The organism is Flavobacterium sp. CSZ, from assembly GCF_015350725.1.
Classification (GTDB): Bacteria; Bacteroidota; Bacteroidia; order Flavobacteriales; family Flavobacteriaceae; genus Flavobacterium.
In genome coordinates, this window is the sequence record NZ_JADKPQ010000008.1 from 234,131 (window position 1) to 258,624 (window position 24,494).

The 24,494-nt window shown below is 33.8% G+C and carries 23 protein-coding genes; 3 read left to right on the top strand and 20 right to left on the bottom strand.

From position 1 onward, the window contains the following. The first annotated feature begins 965 nt into the window (after positions 1-965). The gene (locus IRZ78_RS11620) at positions 966-1,712 is read left to right on the top strand and encodes a LytTR family transcriptional regulator DNA-binding domain-containing protein (protein ID WP_194616703.1); all 747 of its coding nucleotides are present in this window, start codon (positions 966-968) and stop codon (positions 1,710-1,712) included. Positions 1,713-1,888: 176 nt separating this feature from the next. Here IRZ78_RS11620 and IRZ78_RS11625 read toward each other — a convergent pair whose 3' ends face one another. Then, positions 1,889-2,257 carry a helix-turn-helix domain-containing protein gene (locus IRZ78_RS11625; protein WP_194616704.1) on the bottom strand — a complete coding sequence of 123 codons (369 nt, stop codon included), beginning with the start codon at positions 2,255-2,257 and terminating at the stop codon, positions 1,889-1,891. 83 nt (positions 2,258-2,340) lie between these two features. Here IRZ78_RS11625 and IRZ78_RS11630 point away from each other — a divergent pair, with 83 nt between their 5' ends. Next, on the top strand, positions 2,341-3,219 hold the full coding sequence (locus tag IRZ78_RS11630; protein ID WP_194616705.1) for an NAD(P)H-binding protein: 879 nt from the start codon (positions 2,341-2,343) through the stop codon (positions 3,217-3,219). 64 nt (positions 3,220-3,283) lie between these two features. Here IRZ78_RS11630 and IRZ78_RS11635 read toward each other — a convergent pair whose 3' ends face one another. The 3 genes from IRZ78_RS11635 to IRZ78_RS11645 form a co-directional block, all read right to left on the bottom strand. Then, entirely contained in the window at positions 3,284-4,048 is a 765-nt protein-coding gene (locus tag IRZ78_RS11635; protein WP_194616706.1) for a LytTR family DNA-binding domain-containing protein, read from the bottom strand. After that, positions 4,029-4,922 (bottom strand): histidine kinase, encoded by an 894-nt coding sequence (locus IRZ78_RS11640; protein WP_194616707.1) that lies wholly within the window; start codon positions 4,920-4,922, stop codon positions 4,029-4,031. The genes IRZ78_RS11635 and IRZ78_RS11640 overlap by 20 nt, the downstream gene beginning before the upstream one ends. A 315-nt stretch (positions 4,923-5,237) precedes the next feature. Then, positions 5,238-5,843 carry a porin family protein gene (locus IRZ78_RS11645; RefSeq protein WP_228520444.1) on the bottom strand — a complete coding sequence of 202 codons (606 nt, stop codon included), beginning with the start codon at positions 5,841-5,843 and terminating at the stop codon, positions 5,238-5,240. A 252-nt stretch (positions 5,844-6,095) separates the two neighbouring features. On the opposite strand from IRZ78_RS11645, the gene IRZ78_RS11650 reads away from it, so the two are divergent. Then, positions 6,096-7,109: a zinc-binding alcohol dehydrogenase family protein gene (locus IRZ78_RS11650; RefSeq protein ID WP_194616708.1), complete on the top strand. Its 1,014-nt coding sequence runs from the start codon at positions 6,096-6,098 to the stop codon at positions 7,107-7,109. 63 nt (positions 7,110-7,172) lie between these two features. Here the strand turns inward: IRZ78_RS11650 and IRZ78_RS11655 are convergent, their stop codons facing one another. From IRZ78_RS11655 to IRZ78_RS11730, 16 genes are all read right to left on the bottom strand, one after another. After that, positions 7,173-8,642, bottom strand: a complete 1,470-nt coding sequence (locus IRZ78_RS11655; RefSeq protein WP_194616709.1) for a hypothetical protein — start codon at positions 8,640-8,642, stop codon at positions 7,173-7,175. Between the two features lie 54 nt (positions 8,643-8,696). Further along, positions 8,697-10,520: a T9SS type A sorting domain-containing protein gene (locus IRZ78_RS11660; protein WP_228520445.1), complete on the bottom strand. Its 1,824-nt coding sequence runs from the start codon at positions 10,518-10,520 to the stop codon at positions 8,697-8,699. Between the two features lie 15 nt (positions 10,521-10,535). Then, the gene (locus IRZ78_RS11665) at positions 10,536-10,748 is read right to left on the bottom strand and encodes a hypothetical protein (protein ID WP_194616710.1); all 213 of its coding nucleotides are present in this window, start codon (positions 10,746-10,748) and stop codon (positions 10,536-10,538) included. Positions 10,749-11,260: 512 nt separating this feature from the next. Continuing rightward, the gene (locus IRZ78_RS11670; protein WP_194616711.1) at positions 11,261-11,665 is read right to left on the bottom strand and encodes a response regulator; all 405 of its coding nucleotides are present in this window, start codon (positions 11,663-11,665) and stop codon (positions 11,261-11,263) included. A 1-nt stretch (position 11,666) separates the two neighbouring features. Continuing rightward, positions 11,667-12,923: an ATP-binding protein gene (locus IRZ78_RS11675; RefSeq protein WP_194616712.1), complete on the bottom strand. Its 1,257-nt coding sequence runs from the start codon at positions 12,921-12,923 to the stop codon at positions 11,667-11,669. 1 nt (position 12,924) lies between these two features. Next, positions 12,925-13,224, bottom strand: a complete 300-nt coding sequence (locus tag IRZ78_RS11680; RefSeq protein WP_194616713.1) for a circadian clock KaiB family protein — start codon at positions 13,222-13,224, stop codon at positions 12,925-12,927. Positions 13,225-13,228: 4 nt separating this feature from the next. Beyond that, complete coding sequence (locus tag IRZ78_RS11685; RefSeq protein ID WP_055092894.1) at positions 13,229-13,525, bottom strand: circadian clock KaiB family protein; 297 nt, start codon at positions 13,523-13,525, stop codon at positions 13,229-13,231. 6 nt (positions 13,526-13,531) lie between these two features. Beyond that, a complete protein-coding gene (kaiC, locus tag IRZ78_RS11690) occupies positions 13,532-15,205 on the bottom strand; it encodes a circadian clock protein KaiC (RefSeq protein ID WP_194616714.1) in 1,674 nt (557 codons plus the stop codon). Between the two features lie 402 nt (positions 15,206-15,607). Continuing rightward, positions 15,608-17,092, bottom strand: coding sequence for a hypothetical protein (locus tag IRZ78_RS11695; protein ID WP_194616715.1), 1,485 nt, complete (start codon positions 17,090-17,092; stop codon positions 15,608-15,610). A gap of 31 nt (positions 17,093-17,123) precedes the next feature. Further along, positions 17,124-18,902 carry a T9SS type A sorting domain-containing protein gene (locus IRZ78_RS11700; protein ID WP_228520446.1) on the bottom strand — a complete coding sequence of 593 codons (1,779 nt, stop codon included), beginning with the start codon at positions 18,900-18,902 and terminating at the stop codon, positions 17,124-17,126. Between the two features lie 47 nt (positions 18,903-18,949). Continuing rightward, complete coding sequence (locus tag IRZ78_RS11705) at positions 18,950-19,189, bottom strand: hypothetical protein (RefSeq protein WP_194616716.1); 240 nt, start codon at positions 19,187-19,189, stop codon at positions 18,950-18,952. A gap of 575 nt (positions 19,190-19,764) precedes the next feature. Next, positions 19,765-21,006: a DUF6596 domain-containing protein gene (locus IRZ78_RS11710; protein WP_194616717.1), complete on the bottom strand. Its 1,242-nt coding sequence runs from the start codon at positions 21,004-21,006 to the stop codon at positions 19,765-19,767. 259 nt (positions 21,007-21,265) lie between these two features. Continuing rightward, a complete protein-coding gene (locus IRZ78_RS11715) occupies positions 21,266-21,604 on the bottom strand; it encodes a YciI family protein (RefSeq protein ID WP_194616718.1) in 339 nt (112 codons plus the stop codon). A 229-nt stretch (positions 21,605-21,833) separates the two neighbouring features. Continuing rightward, positions 21,834-22,286, bottom strand: coding sequence for a carboxymuconolactone decarboxylase family protein (locus IRZ78_RS11720; protein WP_194616719.1), 453 nt, complete (start codon positions 22,284-22,286; stop codon positions 21,834-21,836). Positions 22,287-22,414: 128 nt separating this feature from the next. Then, positions 22,415-23,059 (bottom strand): hypothetical protein, encoded by a 645-nt coding sequence (locus IRZ78_RS11725; protein WP_194616720.1) that lies wholly within the window; start codon positions 23,057-23,059, stop codon positions 22,415-22,417. A gap of 622 nt (positions 23,060-23,681) precedes the next feature. Beyond that, a complete protein-coding gene (locus IRZ78_RS11730; RefSeq protein WP_194616721.1) occupies positions 23,682-24,440 on the bottom strand; it encodes a LytTR family DNA-binding domain-containing protein in 759 nt (252 codons plus the stop codon). Between the last annotated feature and the right edge of the window lie 54 nt (positions 24,441-24,494).

Here is a 24,494-nt window from a genome sequence, read left to right on the forward strand (position 1 = left end):
TAGGATTTTATTTCTTATTTTTGGTTTATTGTATAACCCCAAAACAAATCATAATTATGACTATTACAGAAATTAGTGTTGAAAAAAGGGTTCAGACATCCATGCAAAAGAAGCAGGATTTGAACCAGATGGCTTTTTTTAATACTGTATCCCGATCAGATCAGTATTATAGAAGTACAGTATTCAGGGTAATTGAGAGCAAATGTTGTTGGCACCTCACTACAAAAATTACAACAAAAATGCCCGTCGTCACGACAAGCTTCATTGGTTTACCACTTCCTTTTTATTAATAAATTGATTGTAGAGTCTATAAAGGAGTGACTGTCATAACTATAGAATATGCTTAAAAAAGGAATTTAATTCCTGATTTTAATATAGTTTATGATCAAATAATGGCATGAAAAAGAGGAAACTTTAAAGGCTCAATATTTCATTGTATAATGAGATTTATACTGAAAATGAAGTTAATTGTTTGATTTTTAATAGTATTACTGTTGAATCCTGAAATAATATTTTATTTAGAAAAGAGACTACATATAAAAGTTTATAATCGTATGAAGTTTGTTATTATTTCAATTATTAAGTCTTTACCAATTTCCTGAAAAAATGATACAGATTGCATGTTAAATTGTAATGCTATAATTTTTTTAGGAGATTATTACTGATATTCCCCCGTTTTTTTAATGTTTAATTTCATTTCTGTTTGAGATCCTTCAACAGACTTTTCCTCTTTATACTATTTACTTTTTAGTCTCGTCAACTTTTTGGTGAGGAATTTTTCTATGCTAATTTTTTAATGATTTAAAAATAAGCTTTAAAGATTCAGTGTCCAAAAATAGATGGGATCGAAGCACTGAACTATACTTTTTGAACTTTTGAATGAGCTTGAATTTTAAGGCAAATTTTAAAAGTTATAAAAGGTATGGCAATCCGTGCATTTATAACATTCAAAAAGATAAGATATTATGAAAATAAGAATACTAATTATAGAAGATGAGGCTTTGCAGGCACAATCTCTAAAAGAAGCACTTGAAGAAAGAGGATATGAAGTTACGGCTATAGCCAATAATCTAAAAGATGCATTAGGCTACTATTATGCTCAAAAGCCGGATATTGTTATTGTAGATGTGTACCTGAATGGGAAACCGGACGGAATTGTATTTGCCCAGCGAATAAACGAAAATCAATTTACGCTAAAACCTTTTGCTTTTTTGACAAGCTCGATCGACAGAAAAACCTTTGAACTGGCAAGAATTACAAATCCATATTGTTATTTGATCAAACCTTTTAATGTTCTCGAATTAGAGTTTGCTATTGAACTTGCGATCGAAAAATTTATGGGAATGCAAGGCGTTTTTTCAGGCAGTCAGTCCGGAGCCATTTTGATGGATGGTTTTTTCCTGATCAAAAAAAAAGACACTTTGGTAAAAGTATCTTTCAATTGTATCGAATACATTTATGTAGAAGGAAAATACACGTCGATTATTACCAGAGACGAATCATTTTTGGTCGAAATATCCTTAAAACAAATTCAGCAAAAATTACCCGATAAACAGTTTATACAAATACACCGCAATCATATGGTGAATCTGAATGTCATTAAAAGAATTCATATTTCTGACAGTCACATCGAATTATTATCCGGTAAAACGGTATCCATGAGCCGAAGATTTAAGGAAAAATTTGGAGATCATTATTCTATTTTGAAATAGAAATACCGTTAAAGCTTGCGGATAGATAAAACACTAATTTCACTAATTGACACAAATTTTAAATCCTGATTTGGTTTGTGAAATTAATTACACAAACTGAATTCGTGTTAATTCGTGAAATTCGTGTTTATGATATCGTACGCATGCAAGATAGATTCTTTTAGATTTTTTAGCTTTTAAGAAGCATCAAATCCGTCTTCCTTATCTTTAAAAGCCCATGTTGCCATGGCTTCTATAACGGGCATTAAACCCTTTCCTGCATTACTGAGTTTGTAGGTTACAAACGGTGGAACAACCGGTTTTGCTTCGCGAATCACCAAATTATCTGCTTCGAGTTGTTTGAGATGCTGAATGAGCATTTTCTCGGTGACTGCCGGAATCGCTCTTTTAAGTTCGCTGTAGCGTTTGCTTCCGCCTGAAAGATGGTAGATAATAATGGGTTTCCAATATCCGCCAATTTTCTCCATAACATAGGTTACAGGGCATTGTTCTAAGGCATATTGCTTATTTTCCTGAATGGTCGATGATTCTTTGATCGCTGTCATTTGTGCATACTTTAGGGTAAGTACTTGTATAAAAGTAAGTACAAATATACCTTTGTTACAGATAATAAAAAAATAATTTAACTATGAAAATTACAATCTCAGGTTCTTTAGGAAATATAGGAAAACTTCTAACCACAAAACTAATTGCTTCAGGCCATGAAGTAATCGTAATTACGACTAATAATGACAGAGTTGAAGCTATTGAAGCTTTAGGCGCAAAAGCTGCTGTAGGTTCAGTAAGCGATGCTGCGTTTTTAAAAAATGCTTTTACAAATGTTGATGCTGTTTTTGCTATGACACCGCCAAACTTAGGTGGATCTAATATTGTTGCGAATACCACGGAAGCGGGTAAAGCTCTGGCAACTGCGATTAGCGAAGCAGGAGTGAAGCGTGTAGTAATGTTAAGCAGTATTGGTGCCGATTTGCCAGAAGGCACAGGACCAATTGCAGGACTTTATAATATCGAAAAAATATACGAAGGTTTAGATAACGTATCGCTTACTTTTCTTCGTGCTGGATTTTTCTACACGAATTTGTATAATGATGTTCCGATGATAAAAGGAGCGGGAATTATTGGATCTAATTATCCATCAACCGCTAAAATTCCTTTTGTGCATCCGGAGGATATTGCAAATGCGGTTGCAGAAGAATTGCAAAAAACATCGTCAGGAAAAAACATTCGTTATATTGTAAGTGATGTGAGAACTCCAGGCGATGTGGCAAAAGTTTTAGGTACTGCAATTGATAAACCAGAATTACCATGGATTGAGTTTAGAGATGAGCAAGCGCTTGGCGGAATGACACAAGCAGGATTACCGGAAGAAATGGCTGGATTGTATCTGGAAATGGGTTCAGGTATAAGAAGCGGAAAAATTCAGCATGATTTTTTGAGTAATACAATTGCTGTTGACGGAAAAATCAAGTTAGAAGATTTTGCAAAGGAATTTGCTGCAAGATTTTAATTTTTATAGAGAGCTGATTGTTAGATCAGCTCTTTTTTTTAAGTATTTTTATTTCAAGATACGTTTAATTTTCTGTTAACCAAGTTAGTAATTTACTTCGTTTTTCTCTGCTCACAATTATGTCTTTATCAAACGGAAAGGACAAATTGACTTTTAATTTTCTCGGAAAATAATCTGTTGCATCAATAATAGCGTTACGATTAACCAAAAATTGCCTGTTCATTCTAAAGAAAGTTAATCCTGTTTTATGTTCGAGTTCTTCAAGACTTTCTGTCATTGCATAGATTTTTCCGGAATAAGCGTGCATGTAAGTGATTTCATTTTCGAGACAGAAAAAAGCAATTTTATCAAGTGTAAAAGGTAATAATCGATCGCGGTATTTGATCATGATGGTACTGCTGCTGTTTTTGTTTTTAGCTTCTAAAGTTGCCATTGCCGCTTCATATTTTAAGGCAATACTTCCTGCCATTACTTTTTGCATGTTCTGAAATTTGACAAGGGCTTTTTCCAGCGATTCGATACTAAAAGGTTTCAGGATATATTCAATTCCGTTTGCCCTAAAAGCTTCTAATGCATATTCATCAAAGGCCGTACAAAAAATCACCGGAACTTCAATAGCGATAGTCTTTGCAATATCAAAACTTAGTCCGTCGCCCAATTGTATGTCACTAAAAATAAGATCCGGCTGCGGATTGGCTGAAAAATAATCTATAGCTTCCTTAACAGAACTCAGAATACTTACAATTTCGACATCAGGTTTTATTTGTTTGAGATTACTGATCAGATCATCGGCGACAAGTTGTTCATCTTCAATTATTACTATTTTCATGGTACATGATTTTAAAGCTTACCGAAAATAATTTTCCGTTATTCTTAATTATAATTTCTTCTCCTGACCACAATTGGTAACGTTCGGCTAAATTGCTTAAACCGCTTTTTGTTGATGTCTCTCCGGCATTTCTGAGGTTTATAGCATTAGAAACATTAATAAAATTGCCTTGCTGTTCTATCATTAATTTCAAAGGAGTTTCTTTGGTAAACATATTGTGCTTAATAGCATTTTCAAGTAAAGGCTGTAGCGAAAAAGAGGGAACAAATCCTTTTAGCAATTCGGGATTTTCAATGTTTAGATTCCATTCTAAAGCCTCACCAAAACGTATTTTTTGCATTTCCAGATAGTTTTTGCAAATGTCCAGTTCTTCTTGAAGTGTTGTCGCATGGCTATCGTTTAATGATACCGCAGAACGAAGAAAATCAGCTAATTGAAGCAAATAAATTTCGCCAAGTTTTAGATCCTTTTTATATAAAGCTTTTAATGTATTTAAAGAATTAAATAAAAAATGAGGATGAATTTGCTGTTTCAATAACAAGTTTTCTGCCTGAGTACTTCGAAGTTGTAAACGGGAATTTTCAAGTTCTGTCTGAATTTTATTCTGTCTAAAGATTACAAAATTATGCAGGAATAAAATGATTGTAGTTAGTACTGTAGAAATGGCTATAAAAGCGGCTAAAAGTTTGTAATTGTCTAAATGACTCGGAATTTTAGCAAGATAAGAGAAAATGGGCCATAAGGTAAGGTAGATTCCAATACCGGATATATAACTAAGACTTAACCGGCAAAGCTGAAATTTAAACAAATCATCCGGGAATTTCTTAGCGCTAAATTTTAGAATCCAGACCAATAAATTGCTTGTAATAAACATGTAACAGGCAGTTTTAATTGCGAGGACAAACAGTGACGACAGAATTTCTTCGAATAAAAAGAGCAATAAAAAAGTAAACGGAAAGGCGAGACTTACCAATAGTATATTCAATCTTCGGATCTCTTTGAGATTGTAGGGAGTTATTGTTTTTCTTATATTTTTTATCATAGAAAATAGAATATCGAAACTGAGGTTTTTTCTTTTTATTTGGTGTATGAAATGTACAAATATCTGATTAAGAATTAGAATTTATTCTTTGCTAAAAATTCCGGCTACTTTATGCAGCCGGAATTTTTTAGACAGTTTTTTTATCTATTAAAAGATGTAAAATAAACTTACCTGTGCGGTATTGTTTTGGAAATCAGTATTGAATCCTGCCGTTTTTACTTTGCTCACATCCGTTAAAGACAAATAATATCGCGCTCCAATTCCGAGGCCGCTTTGAAATTGATATCCAATTCCTGCAGCAACTCCGCCATCAATTTTTTCTGCAAATTTTGTACTCGAATTGATGCCCAGACTTGTAAAATCCTCGTCGACTAAAATCCCGATTTGCGGACCCGCTTCCAAATACAATCCAAAATCAGTTTTGTATTTTAAAAGAATCGGAACAGTAACATAAGAAAGTTTTATGTCCTCACCATCCATAATTCCCCCTTTGATTTTCGCACCTTGTGTAGAGTATAAAAACTCTTCCTGAACGGCAAAATGATCATTGAATTTATAGCCTACAAGTGCGCCAGCATGAAATCCGGTTAAACCTTCGGTATCGAAACCTGCATTGGTAAAGTCGCTATAATTCGCTCCGGCCTTTACACCAAAATAAAGGCGTTCTCCTATATTTTTAAAAAAGCTTTGACTAAAACTATTTGCAGAAACAAGGAGGATACAACCAATGAATAAATTTTTGATGATTTTCATAATTTTAAATTTTTGTTTTATACTAATTATTTTTTTATACCCGTCAAAAGTATATTGAGTTCAGTTCTTGTAATGGATAAATTAGGCGGAGGCGGACAAAATTGTACGGGAAACGGATTTTAGGAAATTAACCAGTAAAAAACACCGTCGAAATTTGGTAAATTTATACAGATATACAATCAACTTATACCATTTGTACAATTCGAACTGCTAGTATCTTTGTAGTATAATGAGAACTTAAAAATTAAAAATATGAAAGCTATAGGATTTAAAACTTCATTACCCATTGCTGAAAAAGAGAGCTTTATAGCATTTGAAACTCCAAAACCAATTCCGGTTAAACGTGATTTGTTGGTCAAAATAAGTGCTGTATCTGTAAATCCGGTTGATTTTAAGATACGTCAGAATAGTGCAAAAGATACGGTTCTTGAAACTCCAAAAATTATTGGCTGGGATGCCGTAGGAATTGTAGAAGCAGTAGGAGAAGATGTGCGTTTATTTGAGGTAGGCGATGCGGTATTTTACGCCGGAGATATCACGAAACCAGGAAGCAATGCTGAATATCAGGTTATTGATGAGCGAATTGTGGGTAAAAAGCCAACATCGCTAAGTATTGAAGAAGCTGCTGTTATACCATTAACTGGTTTAACTGCCTGGGAAATATTATTTGACCGTATCAGAATCAGTCCTGAAAAAGACAAAGGAAAATCGATTTTAATTATTGGAGGCGCTGGCGGAGTAGGTTCGATCGCAATTCAACTGGCTAAGAAAATTGCCGGACTAACCGTTATTGCAACAGCATCCCGTCCGGAAACTATCGATTGGTGTAAAAAACAAGGCGCTGATTTTGTCGTAGATCATAAAGATTTGGTTGCTTCGGTTCGTGAAGCGGGATTTGAATATGCAGACTTTATTTTGGACTTTGTTGATACCAATGCTTATTGGGACACCATGGTAGAATTGATCAAACCTCAAGGTCATATTGCATCCATTACCGGAACCAATGATCCAGTTGTACTAAATAAATTAAAGACTAAAAGTGCTTCTTTTTCCTGGGAATTCATGTACACGCGCTCGATGTTTGAAACGGAAGATATACAGGAGCAGCATAACATTCTAAATAAAATTGCGGATCTTCTGGATGATGGCATATTAAAAACAACGCTGAACGAAACACTTATCGGGCTTACACCTGAAAATTTTAAAAAGGCGCATGAGTTGCTGGAATCTGGAAGGACGATTGGAAAGATTGCTATTAAGTTTTAATATAAATTCAAATGAAAAGGGAATAGAAACTAAAATTTCTATTCCCTTTTTTTAAGAAATAAATTATTTAATCGTAATTGCCATATTTGGAACAACAACATCGCCGCTACTGGAGTTTGCACGTTGTACACCAATTTCTATATAGTCATTATTGGATAATTCAATAGATGCATTTATTGGAAGAACAATGATATCAGTACTCAAAAGGGGAGGATTACCTTTACCGTAAATCTTATATTGAGATAAAGCAGCACCATTTTTAGCTATATAAATAGCGTAGATTGCTGTATTAGAAACTTGAACGGAAACTGATCCTGAAATTTGAAAAATTCTTTTCTTTTTTCCTAAATATTTCAGACGATTACTAATGCCTGAGTCTGTAGAAAATCGAAATAAATTATAAGAGGTAGAATTTCCAACAATTTTTACGATACTACTTGGATTTCCTGACCCGAGATTTGTACTAACTCCACCACCAATCCCTCCATCAATTGCAAAATCTCCAACAGCATTGGCATCAGTTTCTGTAGGTATTCCGGCAGATCTTACGTTCCAACTATTGTTGAAATTATATCCTGTATAAGTTCCGGATGTATATGGTTTTACATATCCAGCACTATTAGCTCCCGAAAAAACCACTGATTCTAAAACTGCATCACCAGTTATGGATGGATTCGAAGAAACATCAATACCTATTGCACCAGCACCAACCTGACTAAATCCACTATTTTTTTGTATTTGCCCAAAGATGCCCGTAAAGGTTTCAAAAGTTCCAGTATTTGAACTGAACCAAGCCTGATTGCTTAAAAGTAAATTACCAATACTGGTATAAGTCATTCCTCCTATATTGTTTATAAACTGAATAATATTTCCAAAATATAGCCCAACATTTGCAATGGTTCCAGCGGTTCCGGTTGTCTGCCCGTCTACAATTGTATTCTGAACCAAAAGAGAAGTCCCGCCAGTGATGTTAAAAGCTCTTCCTCCTCTTAAAGTCACATTCCTGATACTTCCTCCTGTAGTCCCCTGAAAAATTGTTCCTCCCGGAAATGACAGAACATCTTCATTGGTATCCATTCCGTTAACATAGGCATTATTTAAATTAATAGGGGCGGTTAGCGTTATGGTTCCGTTTATTTCATACAGGGTATTTGAACTTAACTGATAAACAGATCCTCCAGCAAGAAGTTCCGGTGCCAGATCTGCTGCAGATTTTACGCGTTTAAAATTAGTTCTTCCTACTGAGCTGTTTAATAAAGGTAACCAGCCGCTTGGAGTAGAGAAATAATAAAATGATTTTAAATCGGTATCATAAACTAATAGTCCTTGCGCAGGAGTTGTTATAGCATTTCTCTGAATAGTTGTCATTCTGGGAGCTAGCATCCCTTTTGTTGTTGAGGTGATATCCACAATAGAAGTAGCATCTGGCGTTGTTGTTCCAATACCGATTTGTGCATTTCCTATCGAAGTAATAAGAAAGAAAAACAACATTAATAATGTTTTATGATTTTGTAGAGTAGATTTAGTGCTCATAATTTCTAAATATTAGTTAGTGGTGTGTATTTTTTTTGCTCAAAAGTTTAAGTTTTATTTGCCTGAATTTGAGATGACAATTTTCTCGGTAAATCTTTGGTTATCGGTAGTTAAAAATTCTGTGATGTAAACACCGCTGCTTAATCCTGTAGTGGAGAAAGTATAATTTTCGTTTGTTCCCAGATCTTTTTTAGACAATACATTTTTGCCCAGAATATCATAAAGTTTAAATGATTTTAGCGCAAAATTATGAGGATTTGAAACTTTTAAATTGCTATTGACATTGTCCTGACTGATGAAAAATTGTTTGACAATATTGCTGCCGACACCAAGTGTAGTAGCATCTCTAAAAGCAACTTTAAACCGATCATTGTAAACACCCGGTGTAATAGAAACTTCATAAGTTCCATTTTTAACGTCATGATAAGAGTTATCAAGCGCATCATAAATATAAATTTTCTGAGTTGTGTCAAAGTTGATGACTTCCGGAATAAAAAATTTAAAACTAGTAGTTGTGGCAGCTTTTACCGTGAGTGCGATTTTTTTTGTTTCATCAAAAGTGACTCCCTGAATAACGTAGCTACCATTTTCGATCAAAAAAGTAATATCATTAGGCAAGCCATCATCCATATTTAACGCGTCGATGCCGTAATCAATCCCGTCTGTAGCTCTGGGTAAAAAAGCTAAAGCTAGTTGTCTGGTAAATTGATTGTTGATAATTGTATTTAGTTTAAAATGCGAAACATTTTCAGCCACATTATTTTCTGTTTCTGAGTTTTCTTTGGCAATATCTTCTTTCTTGGTATTTTTATCTTTTGGTGTTTGTCTTTCAAATTGAGAAGAACCTACAGCTTCTTTAACATAAACTCTATGACTATTTTTGAATATTGCACTTCCATTAGCAATAGCATTAATGACAAACCCTTGACCTATAGGTGAGTATCGTCGATTTATTACAAGTCCGGATGATGCACCACCAGGATTCATTGATCCGTCTCCATTATAAGAGCTAAAAGTTGCAGCGGTATAAACACCATTAGAATTTACATCCATAGGTGCGTAAGATCCATAACCTCCTCTATAATTAATAAGGGTATGAGAGTTAACTGTTTTATCATGTTCCCAAAAGTAAGCAGTACCTCCGGTTGCTGTATTAGACGGATCAAAAAGAAAAGCATTTAGATCTATAGCCGATGGATAAGGATTACCTGTTAAAGTACTACTGTTAGAAGCCAATGTAATGGTTATGTTACCATCATTGGGTCTTCCTCTAAAATCATATCGCTGTGCACTTCCGGGATTGTTGGTTATTCCAGTTACTTCAGGATCTGTGGGATCAGTTCCGCTGGTTCCTTTCATAGAAAAGCCTTCTCCGGGAGCGAGTGTTGTAGCATTGCCAACGAAAACCCATTGCGAATAATTAGTAGCACTACTTAACTTGTAAATCCATTTTGAGGCTATTGCAAGGGGAGATGATGTTCCGTCAGAAGTTGTTGCAGGTAAAATGGTAGCAGTCGTGAATGCAGTAGAAGTTGTAGGCCTGCCTAACATTGTGATTCCAAATTTTCCAATTTCTGCTGGAACAGGACTCGTACTTCCTACGGGAGCGCACCAATAATTGTAATCATAGTTATCTGATGTACCTTCCTGATAAACAGATAATGTACCAGTTCCGGTATTGGCGTTGCTTGTTGTTGTACCTTGTAATAATTGCGAATTGTTTCTCAAATATAAATTTGAATTCGACGCTAAATTAATATCCTGCTGCACAAAGAGCACTTCATTTTTAACGTACATATAGGCATTAGGACTAAAATAGATTTGCGAAATGCATTTTGTAGTAGTCAGTATCAAAATAAGTAGTATAGTTTTTTTCATAACTTATGATAAAGATTAAACTGTAGATTTTGGTTTTCGTAATAAAAAAAATAGTCCAAGTAAAATACCAGCAGCAAAAAGTATTGCTATTTCACTGTCTATAGGTACCTGATCACCAACAGGAGGAATTCCCCTGGGTTGGGGTTCGGGGAGGTCAGGCATGGCATAACTATCAAAAGAGATGCAAAGGAATAAGGCAAATAGTAACTTTAACTTTTTAACTTTCATATTGTGATTCTAGATTTGGGTAAATAAAATTCATGAAACGAATTATTCTTAATTTATGAGTAAGAATAATTTTATAAAAAATATGAGCGGCCTGTAGTAATTTGGTATTTTAAATAAAACGCATGTAAAATGTAATTTTTTGGCTACTAAATTATAATAACATAATTTGTTAAAACATGAAACAAAATGATAAAAAAGCACATACTAATCCTACGTAAATTAGAGTTTTCGTATTTTTTTAACAATTACTCTTTGTAGTATAAATAAGATATTTATTCTAATTTATTGAAAATAATCGTATAATTATGCTGTTTGTCGATAATTTTTTAAGTAAAACCTTATGAAGATACGTTGTTTTGGATAAAGTAAAAGATTGTTGAAAAATGAAATAAAAGCCTGTTTTGTTTAAGAAAACACAAAACAAGATGTGACAAAAAAAAGAGCTGATCCCATCATCAGCTCTTTTTTATAAGTAAAGAAGTTTTACTATTTATGTGTATTTTAAAATTGTATTATTGTTCAATAATAGACAGAATACTTTTAGGAATTTCGTCAAAACCTTCGATAGAATAAGGTTTTATCAAATAGGCTTTTACGCCCATCAAATCGCATTTTTCTTTATAAACAGGATTTATACTTGTTGAGTACACAAAGCAGGGAATCGTTTTTAAATCGTTATTATTTAAAATTTGTTGCAAAGCCTCAATACCATCAAGTATTGGCATGTTGATATCGGTAAGAATAATATCCGGTGTTTCGTTTGAAGTATCTTCTAAATAATTTAAAAGCTCTTCACCATTGGCAACGAGGCTTACTTTTGCAAAATCTGGATTTTTATTAAAGGTATGACAGATGATATCGGCATCATCGATATCATCTTCAGCTATAATAATATGTAAGTTATTTAAGTGTGGCATTTTATAAGATTGGGAAATAAAGGTTAAATGTAGTGCCCTCATTCAGTTTACTTTCTACGGTAATATTTCCTGAATGGTTCTCCATGATTTTTTTGCAGATGGCAAGACCAATTCCGTTTCCGGAATATTCATTTTTGGCATGCAGACGCTGAAAAATAGTAAAAATTTTAAGCAAATGATTTTGTTCCATACCTATACCGTTGTCTTTGATCTGAATTTTTAAATATTGTTCAGGCTGGTTTGGAATTTCTGATTCAAAATTATCAATTTGAGAAATCTGAATGAGCGGGAAACCCTCTTTTTTGCTGTATTTAATAGCATTTGAAATAAGATTAGAAAAAAGCTGACGCATTTGCACTCGCGAAGCTTTTAGGGTAGGCAGTTTTCCTATCTGGATAACTGCTTTTTTATCTGTTATTATAATTTCGAGATCATCGCTTACTTCACGGATTATATCGACAAGGTTAACATCTGTACGTTCTTCCTGTGCTGTATGAGAAGAATAACTCACTAAATCATCTACCAGCGAATTTAATCGTAAAGCAGCTGATTTCATGACATTCATAGATTTAGCATCAGCTTCAGAAAGGTAACTGGCATCTATACGACCATTATACATTACAATTTTCCGAAGAGGTTCTTTAAGATCATGCGATATGACATGAATAAACTCTTCCAGATTGGCATTTATTCTGTTTAATTCGTGAATTTTTTCTTCAAGATCTTTTTGATGCTGTATCAAAGCATCTTCGTGTTTTTTCTTCTCCGTCAGGTCTGTAATCACGATTCCAATTCCCTGAACTGCAGGTTCAAGATCTGTTACGGCTATATAGGCAGGAAAAGTATTTCTGTACGTCTCTGTTTTAAACACAATTTCATGTGTGGTAATACCATATTTTAAAGCTTCGATAATGGGTACGAAATTGTCCTTACTATTAAAGTATTCGTAAATGTAATTTCCAATTATTTTTTCAGCAGGCAAGCCTATCAGTTTCGAGAAATAATCATTACAATATAATATCAGCCCGTTTCTCGAAATACTCAGCGCACCTTGTCCAAATTTTTCGATCAGAAGCCTGAAGGTGTAATCGGCAGTTTCTAACGAATAAAGTTGTGGGGTCCCATTTGTATTGACCACCAATGCATCGACATCTCCCTCTTTTATGGCATCAACAATACTATTAGATTCATAAAGTTGTTCTTTTAAGGCAGCTATTTCAGCTTGTAGGGATTCTATATTTGTATTATTGTCCTTCAAATTATTCGCGTATGTTTAGGATTCTTAATACCTTTTCTTTGTCTGATAGATCACCAAGAATTATTCGTCTTGGAGCAGGATTTGTTTTAATCAGGGTAGGTATTGCTACTATTTGATGTATTGCCGCCTGTTCTGTATCGCGACTAATGTCTATAATCTCTAATTCGTAATTATCTTTGAGATATTGGTCGCAGATTTTACGCAGGTTTTCGATAGCATGACCTGATTTAACAGACATACCCGAAACAAAAAGCATAAATTTATGTTTGGTTGTACTTGAGCCATCAGATGAATCATCCATTTTTTTAAGAGTTTAAGGGTTTTATATTAAGCCCAACAAGTACTCGTTCCTCATTCGAAAGATCACCAATGATCTTACGAATAGGTTCTGGAAATTTTCTAACCAATGTAGGTACAGCAAAAATCTGATCCCCTTCTGCCAATTGCGGATTTTTAAGCAAATCTACAATCTCAATACTGTAAATTCCTTTCAAATGTTCTTCAGCGTATTTTTTTATATTTTCCAGTGCCGTTATTGATTTTGGCGTTTGGCCTGCAATATATAGTCGTAATTGCCATTCGGCTACAGCTTCTTTTTTCATTTTACTCTATTTTTTTTTCGAAGACATCTTTTCCTGCAATTCTTCTGTAGCTTTCAGGATACTTAACTCTTCCTCTGCAGATTCGAATTCATTTTTAAGTGCTTCTATATTGGCTTCAAGAACTTTGCGTTTGCGCTCAATTTCCCTGTCTTTTCGGCTAATTTCGTTCTGAAGCTTAATATCAGAAATTGTTTTCTTGAACTGATACGTTTTTCTCGCAGCACCGGTTAAGATACCCTGAGGACCTAATTCTACATCCAGTAATTCTATACCTTTATCAGTAATTACAAATTCCCTTACCTGATTAGAATGTCCCATTCCTCGCGCTTTTACAATAAATATCCCGCGGTTTCTTTCGCCAATTCCTTCCATATCACGCACGGTGATCCAGGTATCGACCAATGAGGATACAGATTCTTCTGCAAGATCAGGCCTGAAATTATCCGTTTGTTTATTTAATGACGTAAAAAGTGCTGTAATATTGTTTGCTTTTAGCATATCAATAAGCCTTACCAGCATCGAACGTACTTCATGTTCACTTCCTACTGTGATTAAATTACTAATAGGATCGATAATGATGGTAGTAGGTTTAAACTCCTTTATTAATTTTCGCAACGTAAGCAAATGAAGCTCGAGACCATTTAGCGAAGGTCTTGAAGAATGTATTTGTAAAGTACCGTTGTCAAGATGCTTTTGCAAATTCACATTGATCGATTTCATGTTTCGAACCAATTGCTGAGGTGATTCTTCAAACGCAAAATAAATTGTTTTTTCTTTCTTTTCGCATTGCTCATTAGCAAAGTAGCACGCAATGGTGGTTTTAGCTGTTCCTGCCGTTCCGGATACTAATATATTACTTCCGCGATAAAATCCGCTACCCTGAAACATTTCGTTTAATCCCGGAACTCCGGTCGAAATTACATCCGAAGAGACTTCGTTATCCAGTTTTAATGAGGTGATTGGAAGCACTGATATTCCGTCTTCATCAATAAGAAAAGGATATTCATTTGTACCGTGCGTTGATCCTCTGTATTTTACAATACGAAGCCTTCTTGTAGAAACCTGCTCTATAACACGGTGATCCAGCACAATTACGCAATCTGAAACATATTCTTCCAGTCCCTGACGCGTTAACGTTGCTTCGCCACGTTCTCCTGTAATAATGGCTGTTACACCTTTAGTTTTTAACCAATGAAATAATCTTCGCAGCTCCGCCCTAAGAATCGCCTGATTGTCAAGACCTGCAAAAAGAGATTCTATAGTATCAAGAACCACACGTTTTGCTTTTATCGAATCTATGGCATGGCCTAACCTGATGAATAAACCATCAAGATCGTATTCGCCGGCTTCTTCAATTTCAGATCTTTCGACCCTAACATGATCTACAACGAGTTTTTTATCAGCTTTAAGCTTTTCAAGGTCGAAACCAAGTGATTTTACGTTTAAAGTAAGGTCATCCGAAGGCTCTTCAAAAGACATGAAAACTCCGGGTTCGTTATACTCTGTAATACCTCTAATAAGGAATTGCATTGATAACAATGTCTTTCCGCAGCCGGCACCACCGCAGATTAAAGTTGGTCGTCCTTTAGGAAATCCACCATCAGTAATCTCATCAAGGCCGTCTACTCCCGTAGGAGTTTTGGGAAATATAAAACTATGTGATTTTGATTGTTCTTGCACGCTATATAATATTCTATGTTACTCAAATATACGTTTTCCTATAATATTAACAATTAATATTTATTAAAGATTTAACAGCTGTTTAGTGTAAAATGAAATATTTCACAAATGCTTTGCTAGTAAACATGGGAATAATGTAAAATTTAAGGAAAATTATAAAACGTTTTATTAAAAATCTTTATAACTTATTAGCGGCTTTTTGATATTTTGAACAATTAATTTTTGTCAGAATTAGAATTAGCCAGACCAAAAAAGCATTTTCAAAGTGCTCTCAAGACGTATTATCATCATTAACCTGAATATAAATTACCAGAGAAAGTACAGTTAAAATACATAAAAAAAGGGAATAGTTTAGAGCCTATTCCCTTTTTATACAATCAAATTTTTATTATTAAAGTTAAATTATTTAATAGTAATCGCCATATTTGGCACTAAAATATCGCCAGTAACTCCTGAGTAACGTTGTGCATATACTTCTATAAAATCGTTATTTGATAATTCAACAGATCCATTTAAAGGAAGAACAACAATATCATTTAAAACTGCACCTCTTCCATAAATTTTGTATTGATTCAATGGTACACCATTTTTCGCTATATAAATAATATAGACTGCTACTCCCGGAACCTGAAAAGAAATGGATCCTGCAATCTGAAAAATTCTTTTCTTTTTTCCCAAATATTTTAATCTGTTATTGTTATTGGGGCTTACATCTAAAGCAAATCTAAATAAATTGTACGATGTTGAATTTCCGTTAACTTTTACTGCAGTACTTGGATTTGATGAAGTGAAAGAAGTATTCGCTCCCGATCCAACTAAATAATCCATCGCAAAATCGCCAACCGCATTTGCATCTGCCTCAGTAGGTATTCCGGCGGCTCTTACAGTCCAATTGTTGGTAAAATTATAACCTGAATATGTTCCTGCTGTATATGGTTTTACATATCCAGTAGTGTTTGCGCCTGTAAACACAACTGATTCTAATACAGCATCACCGCTTATAATTGGGTTTGAAGATACGTCAAAACCTATAGCAGTACCCTCAACCTGACTAAAACCGCCTTGCTTTTCTACTAGGGTAAAAGTTCCGGTAAGTTTTTCATAAGTTCCTGTATTATTAGCAAACCATCCCTGATTACTAAGTAACAATTGATTAATGTTATTGTACGTCATTCCGTTTGTATTTGCGGAAAACTGAATGATGCTTAAAAATACTAATCCGAAACCTGAAATTGTACCCACTGTATTAGAATTGGCAACAACACAATCCCTAAATATTAAATTTTGGGTTGCTGCACCACTAAGGTTAAATACGTTTCCGGCTGTTGCTATAATGGTTACACCTTTGATGCTTCCTCCATTTGCTCCTTCAAAAATATTCCCTGTAGTTCGTATGATAATATCGTTATTGGTATCCAATCCCTGAACATACGCATTGTTTAAATCAATAGGAAAATTAAATGGTACTGTGCCATTGATTTCATACAGGGTGTTAGAATTTAAAACATATTTTGATCCACTTCCGGCAGCAAGTTCAGCAGCTAAAACAGTTGCTAAAACATCTGTAGATTTTATACGTTTAAAATTGATTCGACCTGGTACACCGCTAATAATTGGTACCCAGGCACCGGTTGAATAATAATAAAATGTTTTCAAATCAGTATCATACACAATTAATCCCTCTGCCGGAGTTGCAATAGCATTTTTTTGTATGGTTCCCATTCGTGGGGTCAACATTCCTTTTGTACCAGACGTAACATCCAAAACAGAACTTATATTTGGTGTTATCGTTCCAATCCCGATTTGGGCATTTCCTGTTAAAGTAAAAAGAAGAAAAAACAGTACTAATAATGTTTTATTATTTTGAAGTGTAGATTTAGTGATCATAGTTTTTAATATTAGTTAGTTGGGGTATATTTTATTTACCTGAATTTGATATGATAATTTTTTCAATGAACCTTTCATTATCAATGGTTAAGAACTCTGTAATGTAAACGCCGCTGCTGAATCCGCTGGTTGAAAAAGTATAATTCTGATCTGTGCCCAGATCTTTTTTTGATAATACAGTCTTGCCTAAAAGATCATATAATCGAAATGATTTTAGATTTAAATTATTAGGATTTTCGGCCCTTAGTTTACTATTATTATTGTCCTGAATAATGAAGAATTTTTTTGCAGCATTCTCACCAATGCTAAGTGTGTTGCCGTCTTTAAAAGTGATCTTGAAGCGGTCATTGTATATTCCGGGAACAACAGTAACCTGATAAGTTCCATTTTTAATGTCATGATAAGAATCATCAAGCGCATCATAAATGTAAATTTTCTGCTCGTTATCGAAGTTTATTACTTCCGGAATATGAAATTTAAAACTAGCGGTACTAGTAACTTTTACCGTAAGGGCTATTTTCTTTGTAACATCAAAATTGACTCCCTGAATTACATAGCTGCCGTTTTCTAACAAAAAAGTAATGTCGTTAGGGAGTGCGTCATCCATATTTAAGGCATCGATTCCAAAATCGACTCCATCTGTCGCTGTTGGTACAAAAGCCAATGCTAATTGTCTTGTAAATTGATCGTCAATGATAGTATTCAATTTAAAATGCGAAACCTCTTCAATAACTTCTTCAGTAGTTTCTTTTTTAGCTGGTTTTTCAAATTGCGATGAACCGGAGCCATCTTTCACCAGGACTCTGTGGCTATTTTTGAATGTGGCAGTTCCGCTGGCAGTAGCACTAATTACGAATCCCTGCCCTATAGGAGAATATTGTCTGTTTATTACAATACCAGATGATGCGCCACCATTATTTACAGAGCCATCTCCGTTATAAGAACTAAAAAAAGCCGGTACATATATTCCGGAAGAAACCAAATCTACAGGGGAATAAGATCCGTAACCTCCTTTGTAATTTATAAGTGTGTGGGAGTTTACCGTTTTATCCTGTTGCCAAAAATAGGCCACTCCACCAGTTGAGGTGTTAGACGGATCTAAAAGAAAAGCATTCAGGTGCAAAGCCGAAGGGTAGGGATTACCTGTCAGGGTTGCGTTATTGATACCTAAAGTAATGCTGATATTTCCATCATTAGGTTTTCCTCTAAAATCATATCTCTGCGCACTTCCCGAATTGTTGGTTACTCCGGTTCCTTCAGGATCTGTTGCATCTGTTCCGCTTGTGCCCTTCATAGAAAAACCTTCGCCGGGAGCCAATGTTGTAGCTCCGCCAACAAAAATCCATTGCGAATAATTATTGGCATTAATTAATTTATAAATCCACTTTGAGGCTATTGCAAGTGGGTTAGAGGTTCCGTTCGAATTACTTGCAGGTAAAATAGCAGCTGTTGTCGAAGCAATCGAACTTGTTGGACTGCTTAACATCGTAATTCCAAAATTCTCATTTCCGGAGGCAGCAGAAGCATTTCCTACCGGAGAACACCAATAGTTATAATCAAAATTGTCTGAAGTACCTTCCTGATAAACAGAGACAACACCTAATCCTGTATTGAGAGACGCTGCCGAAGTTCCTTGTAATAATTGTGAATTATTTCTTAAATATAAATTTGAACTTGAAGCTAAATTGATATCCTGCTGAACATATAAGACTTCATTTTTGACGTACATGCTAGCATTGGGACTAAAATAAATCTGTGAGATAGATTTTGTACTTACCAGCATCAAAATGAGCAAAGTAGTTTTTTTCATGATTTTCATTTTTTTAGGGCATTAATAGCGTATGTTTTTTGCTTGCATCATGACTGATCTGATTTTTCGATGAACGATTTTGAGATAAGTTTTGGTCTTTTTAAAAGAAAAAAGATGCCTAGCAAAACGCCGCTTACAAATAGAATAGAGATTTCGCTGTTTATTGGTACCGGATCACCTACAGGAGGGGGTATAGATCTTGGCTGCGGAGGAAAAGGAGCAGCAACACTTTTAATAGTTACACTAATAAATAAGAGTAGCAATAACTGTAACTTTCTAATTTTCATATGATATTTTTAGATTTGGGTAAATAAAATTCATGAAATCGAAATTATTTTTAGTTTATCGACGAATCAATTGGTAAGAATAATGGCATAAAAAATAAGAACGGCTTATAGTATAATAGTGATTTAAGCAAATCGCACCTAGTGCTTAATCTGCTGGTAAAGAGGGAATGATGGAACAATGTGTTAATTTGTGAAGCAATCCGACAAGAATTTCAATTTAATCTTGTAATAAGTAAGCTTTTCGTACTTTTAAGATCTATTAGGTTTAATAGAAGCAGGTAGGTTTCTTTTAAATATATTAAAATTTTACCAGGTATTTTTAAATATTTTTAAAGATTTAATATTTTATAATAATAAATATTGAAGAATTCGTGAATTTTATACAAATGCGTGACGAATATTTTATTTGAGAAAAGAATAGTCGACTGACAAAATAATGATTGACTTTTAAGTGAAGTTTCTTTTATTAAATAGCAAATTTTGCATAATAATTTTTAGTATAAATTAAAATGCAGGCAAAAGAGAAGATTGTTCTTTGAAGGTGGATCTAACGTAACAAATAACTTATTCTTTCGTTAATTATTTTTGTTGGAAAGTTCCAGCATGTTTCTACTGATAATATTTTTATCAGAAACAGTTTTGGCTAAACCAAAGGCAGTTTCAAAGTGCTGCAAAGCTTTTTGGTTATCGTAACCTGAATATAAATTGCCGAGTAAAGAATAATAAAAATGATTATCATTTAATTGAAGTTTTTCTGCTTCAGCAATAGCTTCTCTTTGCCCTACTACTTTAGATAAAGCGTAGGTTCTGTTTAAAGCTACAATTGGCGAATATTCTAAAATAATCAAATTGTTATACAATTCTAAAATATGCTGCCATTTTTCATTGGTATCTTTTTTCTGGGTGTGCCAATACGCAATTCCGGCCTCGAGATGGTATTTAAAAAGCGTATTTCCGGTAGAGGACTGACTCAGAAAATATGTACCCTGGTCTATCAATTCCTGACTCCAAAGTGATTCATCCTGATCCTGATACAAAATAATTTCGCCGTTTTCTGTTGTTCGGGCTTCGAATCTTGAGGAATGAAAACACATTAAAGCCATTAATGCATTAGTTGCAGGTAAATTGGTAGATTCATTTTGAATTAGAAGATACGTAAGGCGCATGGCTTCGGCACAAAGATCTTTTCGCAAAGTAGTATTTTGCGAAGTAGAGTAGTAGCCCTCAGAAAATAAAAGATAAATGGTTTTGAGTACCGTATCTATTCGTTCTTTTATTTCAATAGGGTTTGGATTTTGAATTTTAATATTTTCTTCCTTAAGTTTCTCTTTTGCGCGATTGATTCGTTTATAAATTACTTCTTTGTTAGACAAAAAAGCATCTGCAATTTCACTGATTCCAAAACCGCATAATAAATTTAGGGCAAGGGCAATCTGGGCTTCATCAGAATTACACGGATTACAAACCGTAAATATCATCGCCAATTGGCTATCTGCAATATTCTGGTCAGATAAATCAATTTCGATCTCGGGATTGCTTATTGGGGAATTGTATTTTATTTCGGTTACAATTTTCTTTTCGAAAATATCATTTCGTTTAAAGTAGTTTTTCGTTTTGTTTTTAGCCACGGTATACAGCCAGGCCGTTGGATTTTCAGGAATTCCTTTTATCGCCCAGGTTTCTGATGCAGTCAAAAAAGTATCGCTCACAATATCTTCGGCAATCTCAATATGATGAATGCCAAAAAGACTGCATAAAACTGAAACGATTTTTTGATACTCGGTTCTGAATAAATGGGGGATGAGTTCCTGGTTCATAAATTAAGTTAAGATTATAGAATATATAAAAAAGAGTATAGAAAAAAGAATATAGATTCAAGAAGCAAGAAGCAAGATTTTAGAGTAAAGAGTTATCATAAATAGTTATAAAGAATGTAAGATCTATAATCTGCAAATCCATAAATCCATAAATCTTGATTCTATACTCTTTTTTCTATACTCTTTACTCTTTACTCTTTACTCTTTACTCTTTCCTCTTTTTTCTTTTTTCTTTTTTCTTTTTTCTATCTTTTAAATTCTACATAGCCTGACGTATCTCTACATTTCCTCCCAAGTTCAAAACCGGACATCCTTGTGCTATTTCTGCAGCTTCGTCGTAATCTTTGGCTTTTATGATGATGAGTCCTCCAATAGATTCTTTGATTTCTACAAAAGGTCCGTTAGTGACTCCTTTTGCTTTGCTGACTACTTTTCCCTGTCCGTCCCATTTTTGCAAAGGCCTTGCGAGTTTATCTTGCGCGGCCAAACCTCCAAACCAGTTTTGCCATTGCTTCAAATGTTGTTGTAATTCTTCCGGTGAAGGCTGATTTTCTTTGGTTGTAAAATCTCTTCTGAATATTAATATGAATTCGTTCATTGTTTATTTTTTATATGTTTGATTTCAAATATTTTCACGCAGATTTTAAAAGATAGAAGCAAATTCAAAAATGATTATTCAAATTAAATCTACTCAATCTGGCAAATCTGCGAGAAATAAAAATCTTTTTAATCCTTTAATCTGTGGCCAATGTCTAATGAAAAAAGCTGTCTTTTATCTAAGATATAAATTTAGTGTTTTACCTTAAATAAAAAACAGCCTGATGTATTTATCCAAATTGTCCTACTCTGTAAGTTCCCGGAGTATTAGGAAAAGCAAGGTTAAAACGATTCCAGGTGTTGATGGTGGTAATTACAAGCGTAAGATCTATCAATTCCTCGTCTGAGAATTCGCTTTTTGCAATAGCGTAAACTTCATCATGAACCTGACAAGCGGTTACAGCTTCTGCCCAGGCCAATGCAGCTCTTTCTCTTGATGTATAATACGGAGTTTCTCTCCAGGCGCTTAAACCAAATAAACGTTGCGGAGTTTCGCCGGTTGCCAAAGCTTCTTTTGAGTGCATGTCTAAACAATACGCACAGCTGTTGATTTGTGATACTCTAAAATCGACTAAATCCAAAAGTGATTTTTCAAGTCCTGATTTTTTGATATAACCGGTAATGGCAAATAAAGTACTTAAGGCTTTTTGACCTTTTTCGAATGCATTAATTCTAGTTTCCATAATGTATAATTTTTAATGTTATACCCTAATGACAACTGAACTTTCGAGACTGGACAAATTTTAGAAAAAAAAGATAAAATTTTAAAAAAATATTTTAAAACCCTTGATTTTACTGAGGTTTCAAATTCTTAATTGACAATTAAATCTATATTTTTAGAATAGTTAGACAATAAAGGTTTGCCATTAAAACTATTTGTCATTGTCCACGGCACAAGCTGTCCTTTTTCGATGATTTCTTTTTTAGAATAAACCATACTAAAATACATTTCGAAATCATTTGGATTTTTTGGAATACCCTTATTTTTTGACTCTTCGGGAATATCTTCGTAATAGTATGTGGATTGTTTTAAGACAGGATATTTATTCAGTAAATAATCATTTAAAGTAAATCTCGGGCCATCACCGTGGTATAAATCTTCAAATAAAATGGGCGTAATGGTGAGACTTTTAATATTCTGTTTTAAACTTTTGTATTGATCTGAAGTGGTAGAAAAATCAGATTCTTTCAAATTATCTTTTTGAGACAATTGCCTGATAACTGACAGTCGGACATAATCGCCATGGATTTCGGTTACCTTAAATACAAAATAATATTTTTGGTAACTCTGACTTCCGTTAATGCCTGTTTCTTTACTAAAAATAAAGCTTCCTAATTGTAGTTGATGTTCTTTTGTATTGATGGCTTTTTTCCACATATAAGGTTTGTAAACTTTTTCTCGAATGAGATAAAAAACGATTAATGTGATAACGGAAATAAGGATTATTTTTTTCATTTGTCTGGATAGTAGGAGCGAAGTGCTTTTACAAATATCAACAAATTCCAATTATGATTGTAAAAAAAAATAATAGCCACAGATTAAAAAGATTAAAAGGATTTTTTTAAAAGATTTGCTAAATCTGCTGAATCTGCGTGAAAAAAATTAAATACATAGAGACATAGCTTTTAGGATCGTGTAAAAGGCGTTTCACTTAGAATATTATCACATAGTGCAATCGCGAAACGATCCGGGAAAAAATAGCCACAGATTAAAGGATTAAAAGGATTTTTTAAAATATCTGCTGAATCTGCTAAATCTGCTTGAAAAAATTTAAACACATAGAGACATAGCTTTTAGGATGATGTAAAAGGCGTTTCACTTGGAATATTACCACAAAGTGCAAATGCGAAACGATGCGGGAAAAAATAGCCACGGATTAAAAGATTAAAAGTATTTTTTTAATATCTGCTGAATCTGCGAAATCTGCGTGAAAAAAAAACAAACAGAAAAATAGATTTTGCAAACTAAAGATAGACATTGCCACATAGCTATGTGAAAGAAATGAGTTTCTCATTATCTTCTTTCTCAACTATAAAACCTATGTCTCTATGTGTTTAAAAAAAATAAGCACAAAGTATTAAGAATCCAGCCAATTCTTAAAATTATTAATTTCCTTTTTACTTAAAATAATAGGTTCAGTATCCGGAACATCGACATTGAATAAAATTTCGATTTTCTGACTCGAATGTTTGATGATTTCCTGAATATGATGGCGGTTGATGATGTATTTTCGATTGATTTTAAAAAAAAGAACAGAATTAAGTTTATTGACCAAATCTTTTAGATTGCTGTTATACAAATAGCTGCTGCCGGAATTGGTGTAAATATACATATGCTTTCCTGTAGCATAAAAATAGGTAATCGAAGTATCATTTATAGAAAGGAGTTTATCTCTGTGATTGACTAAAAAATGATACTGAACGTTGCTTTGATTTTCAATTTCGACCAAAGATTCAACAATCAGGTTGGTGTTGAAGGTTTCTTTTATGTTTTTGTATTTTAGTAAAGCTTCATGTAATTCCTCTTCTTCATATGGTTTTAGAAGATAATCGATGGTGAAATGTTTGAAGACTTTTACGGCATAAGAATCGTAAGCGGTAATAAAAATAACAGGACATGAAACAGTTGCCTGCTCAAAAATGTCAAGACTTTTTCCGTCTCCTAAATGAATATCCATAAAGGCAAGATCAACAGTATTTACTTTAAAAAAAGCAACGGCATCTTTTACAGATTTCAGTACCGTTATTTCATTAATCGAAATGATACTTTGCTGTTCTAAAATAGATTTGAGATAGCTTGAAGCCAAATGTTCGTCTTCAATAATAACTACTTTCATTACGTTTAGTTTTCTGTAAAGTTAAAAAAAAGCTCCGTTAAAAACGGAGCTAAT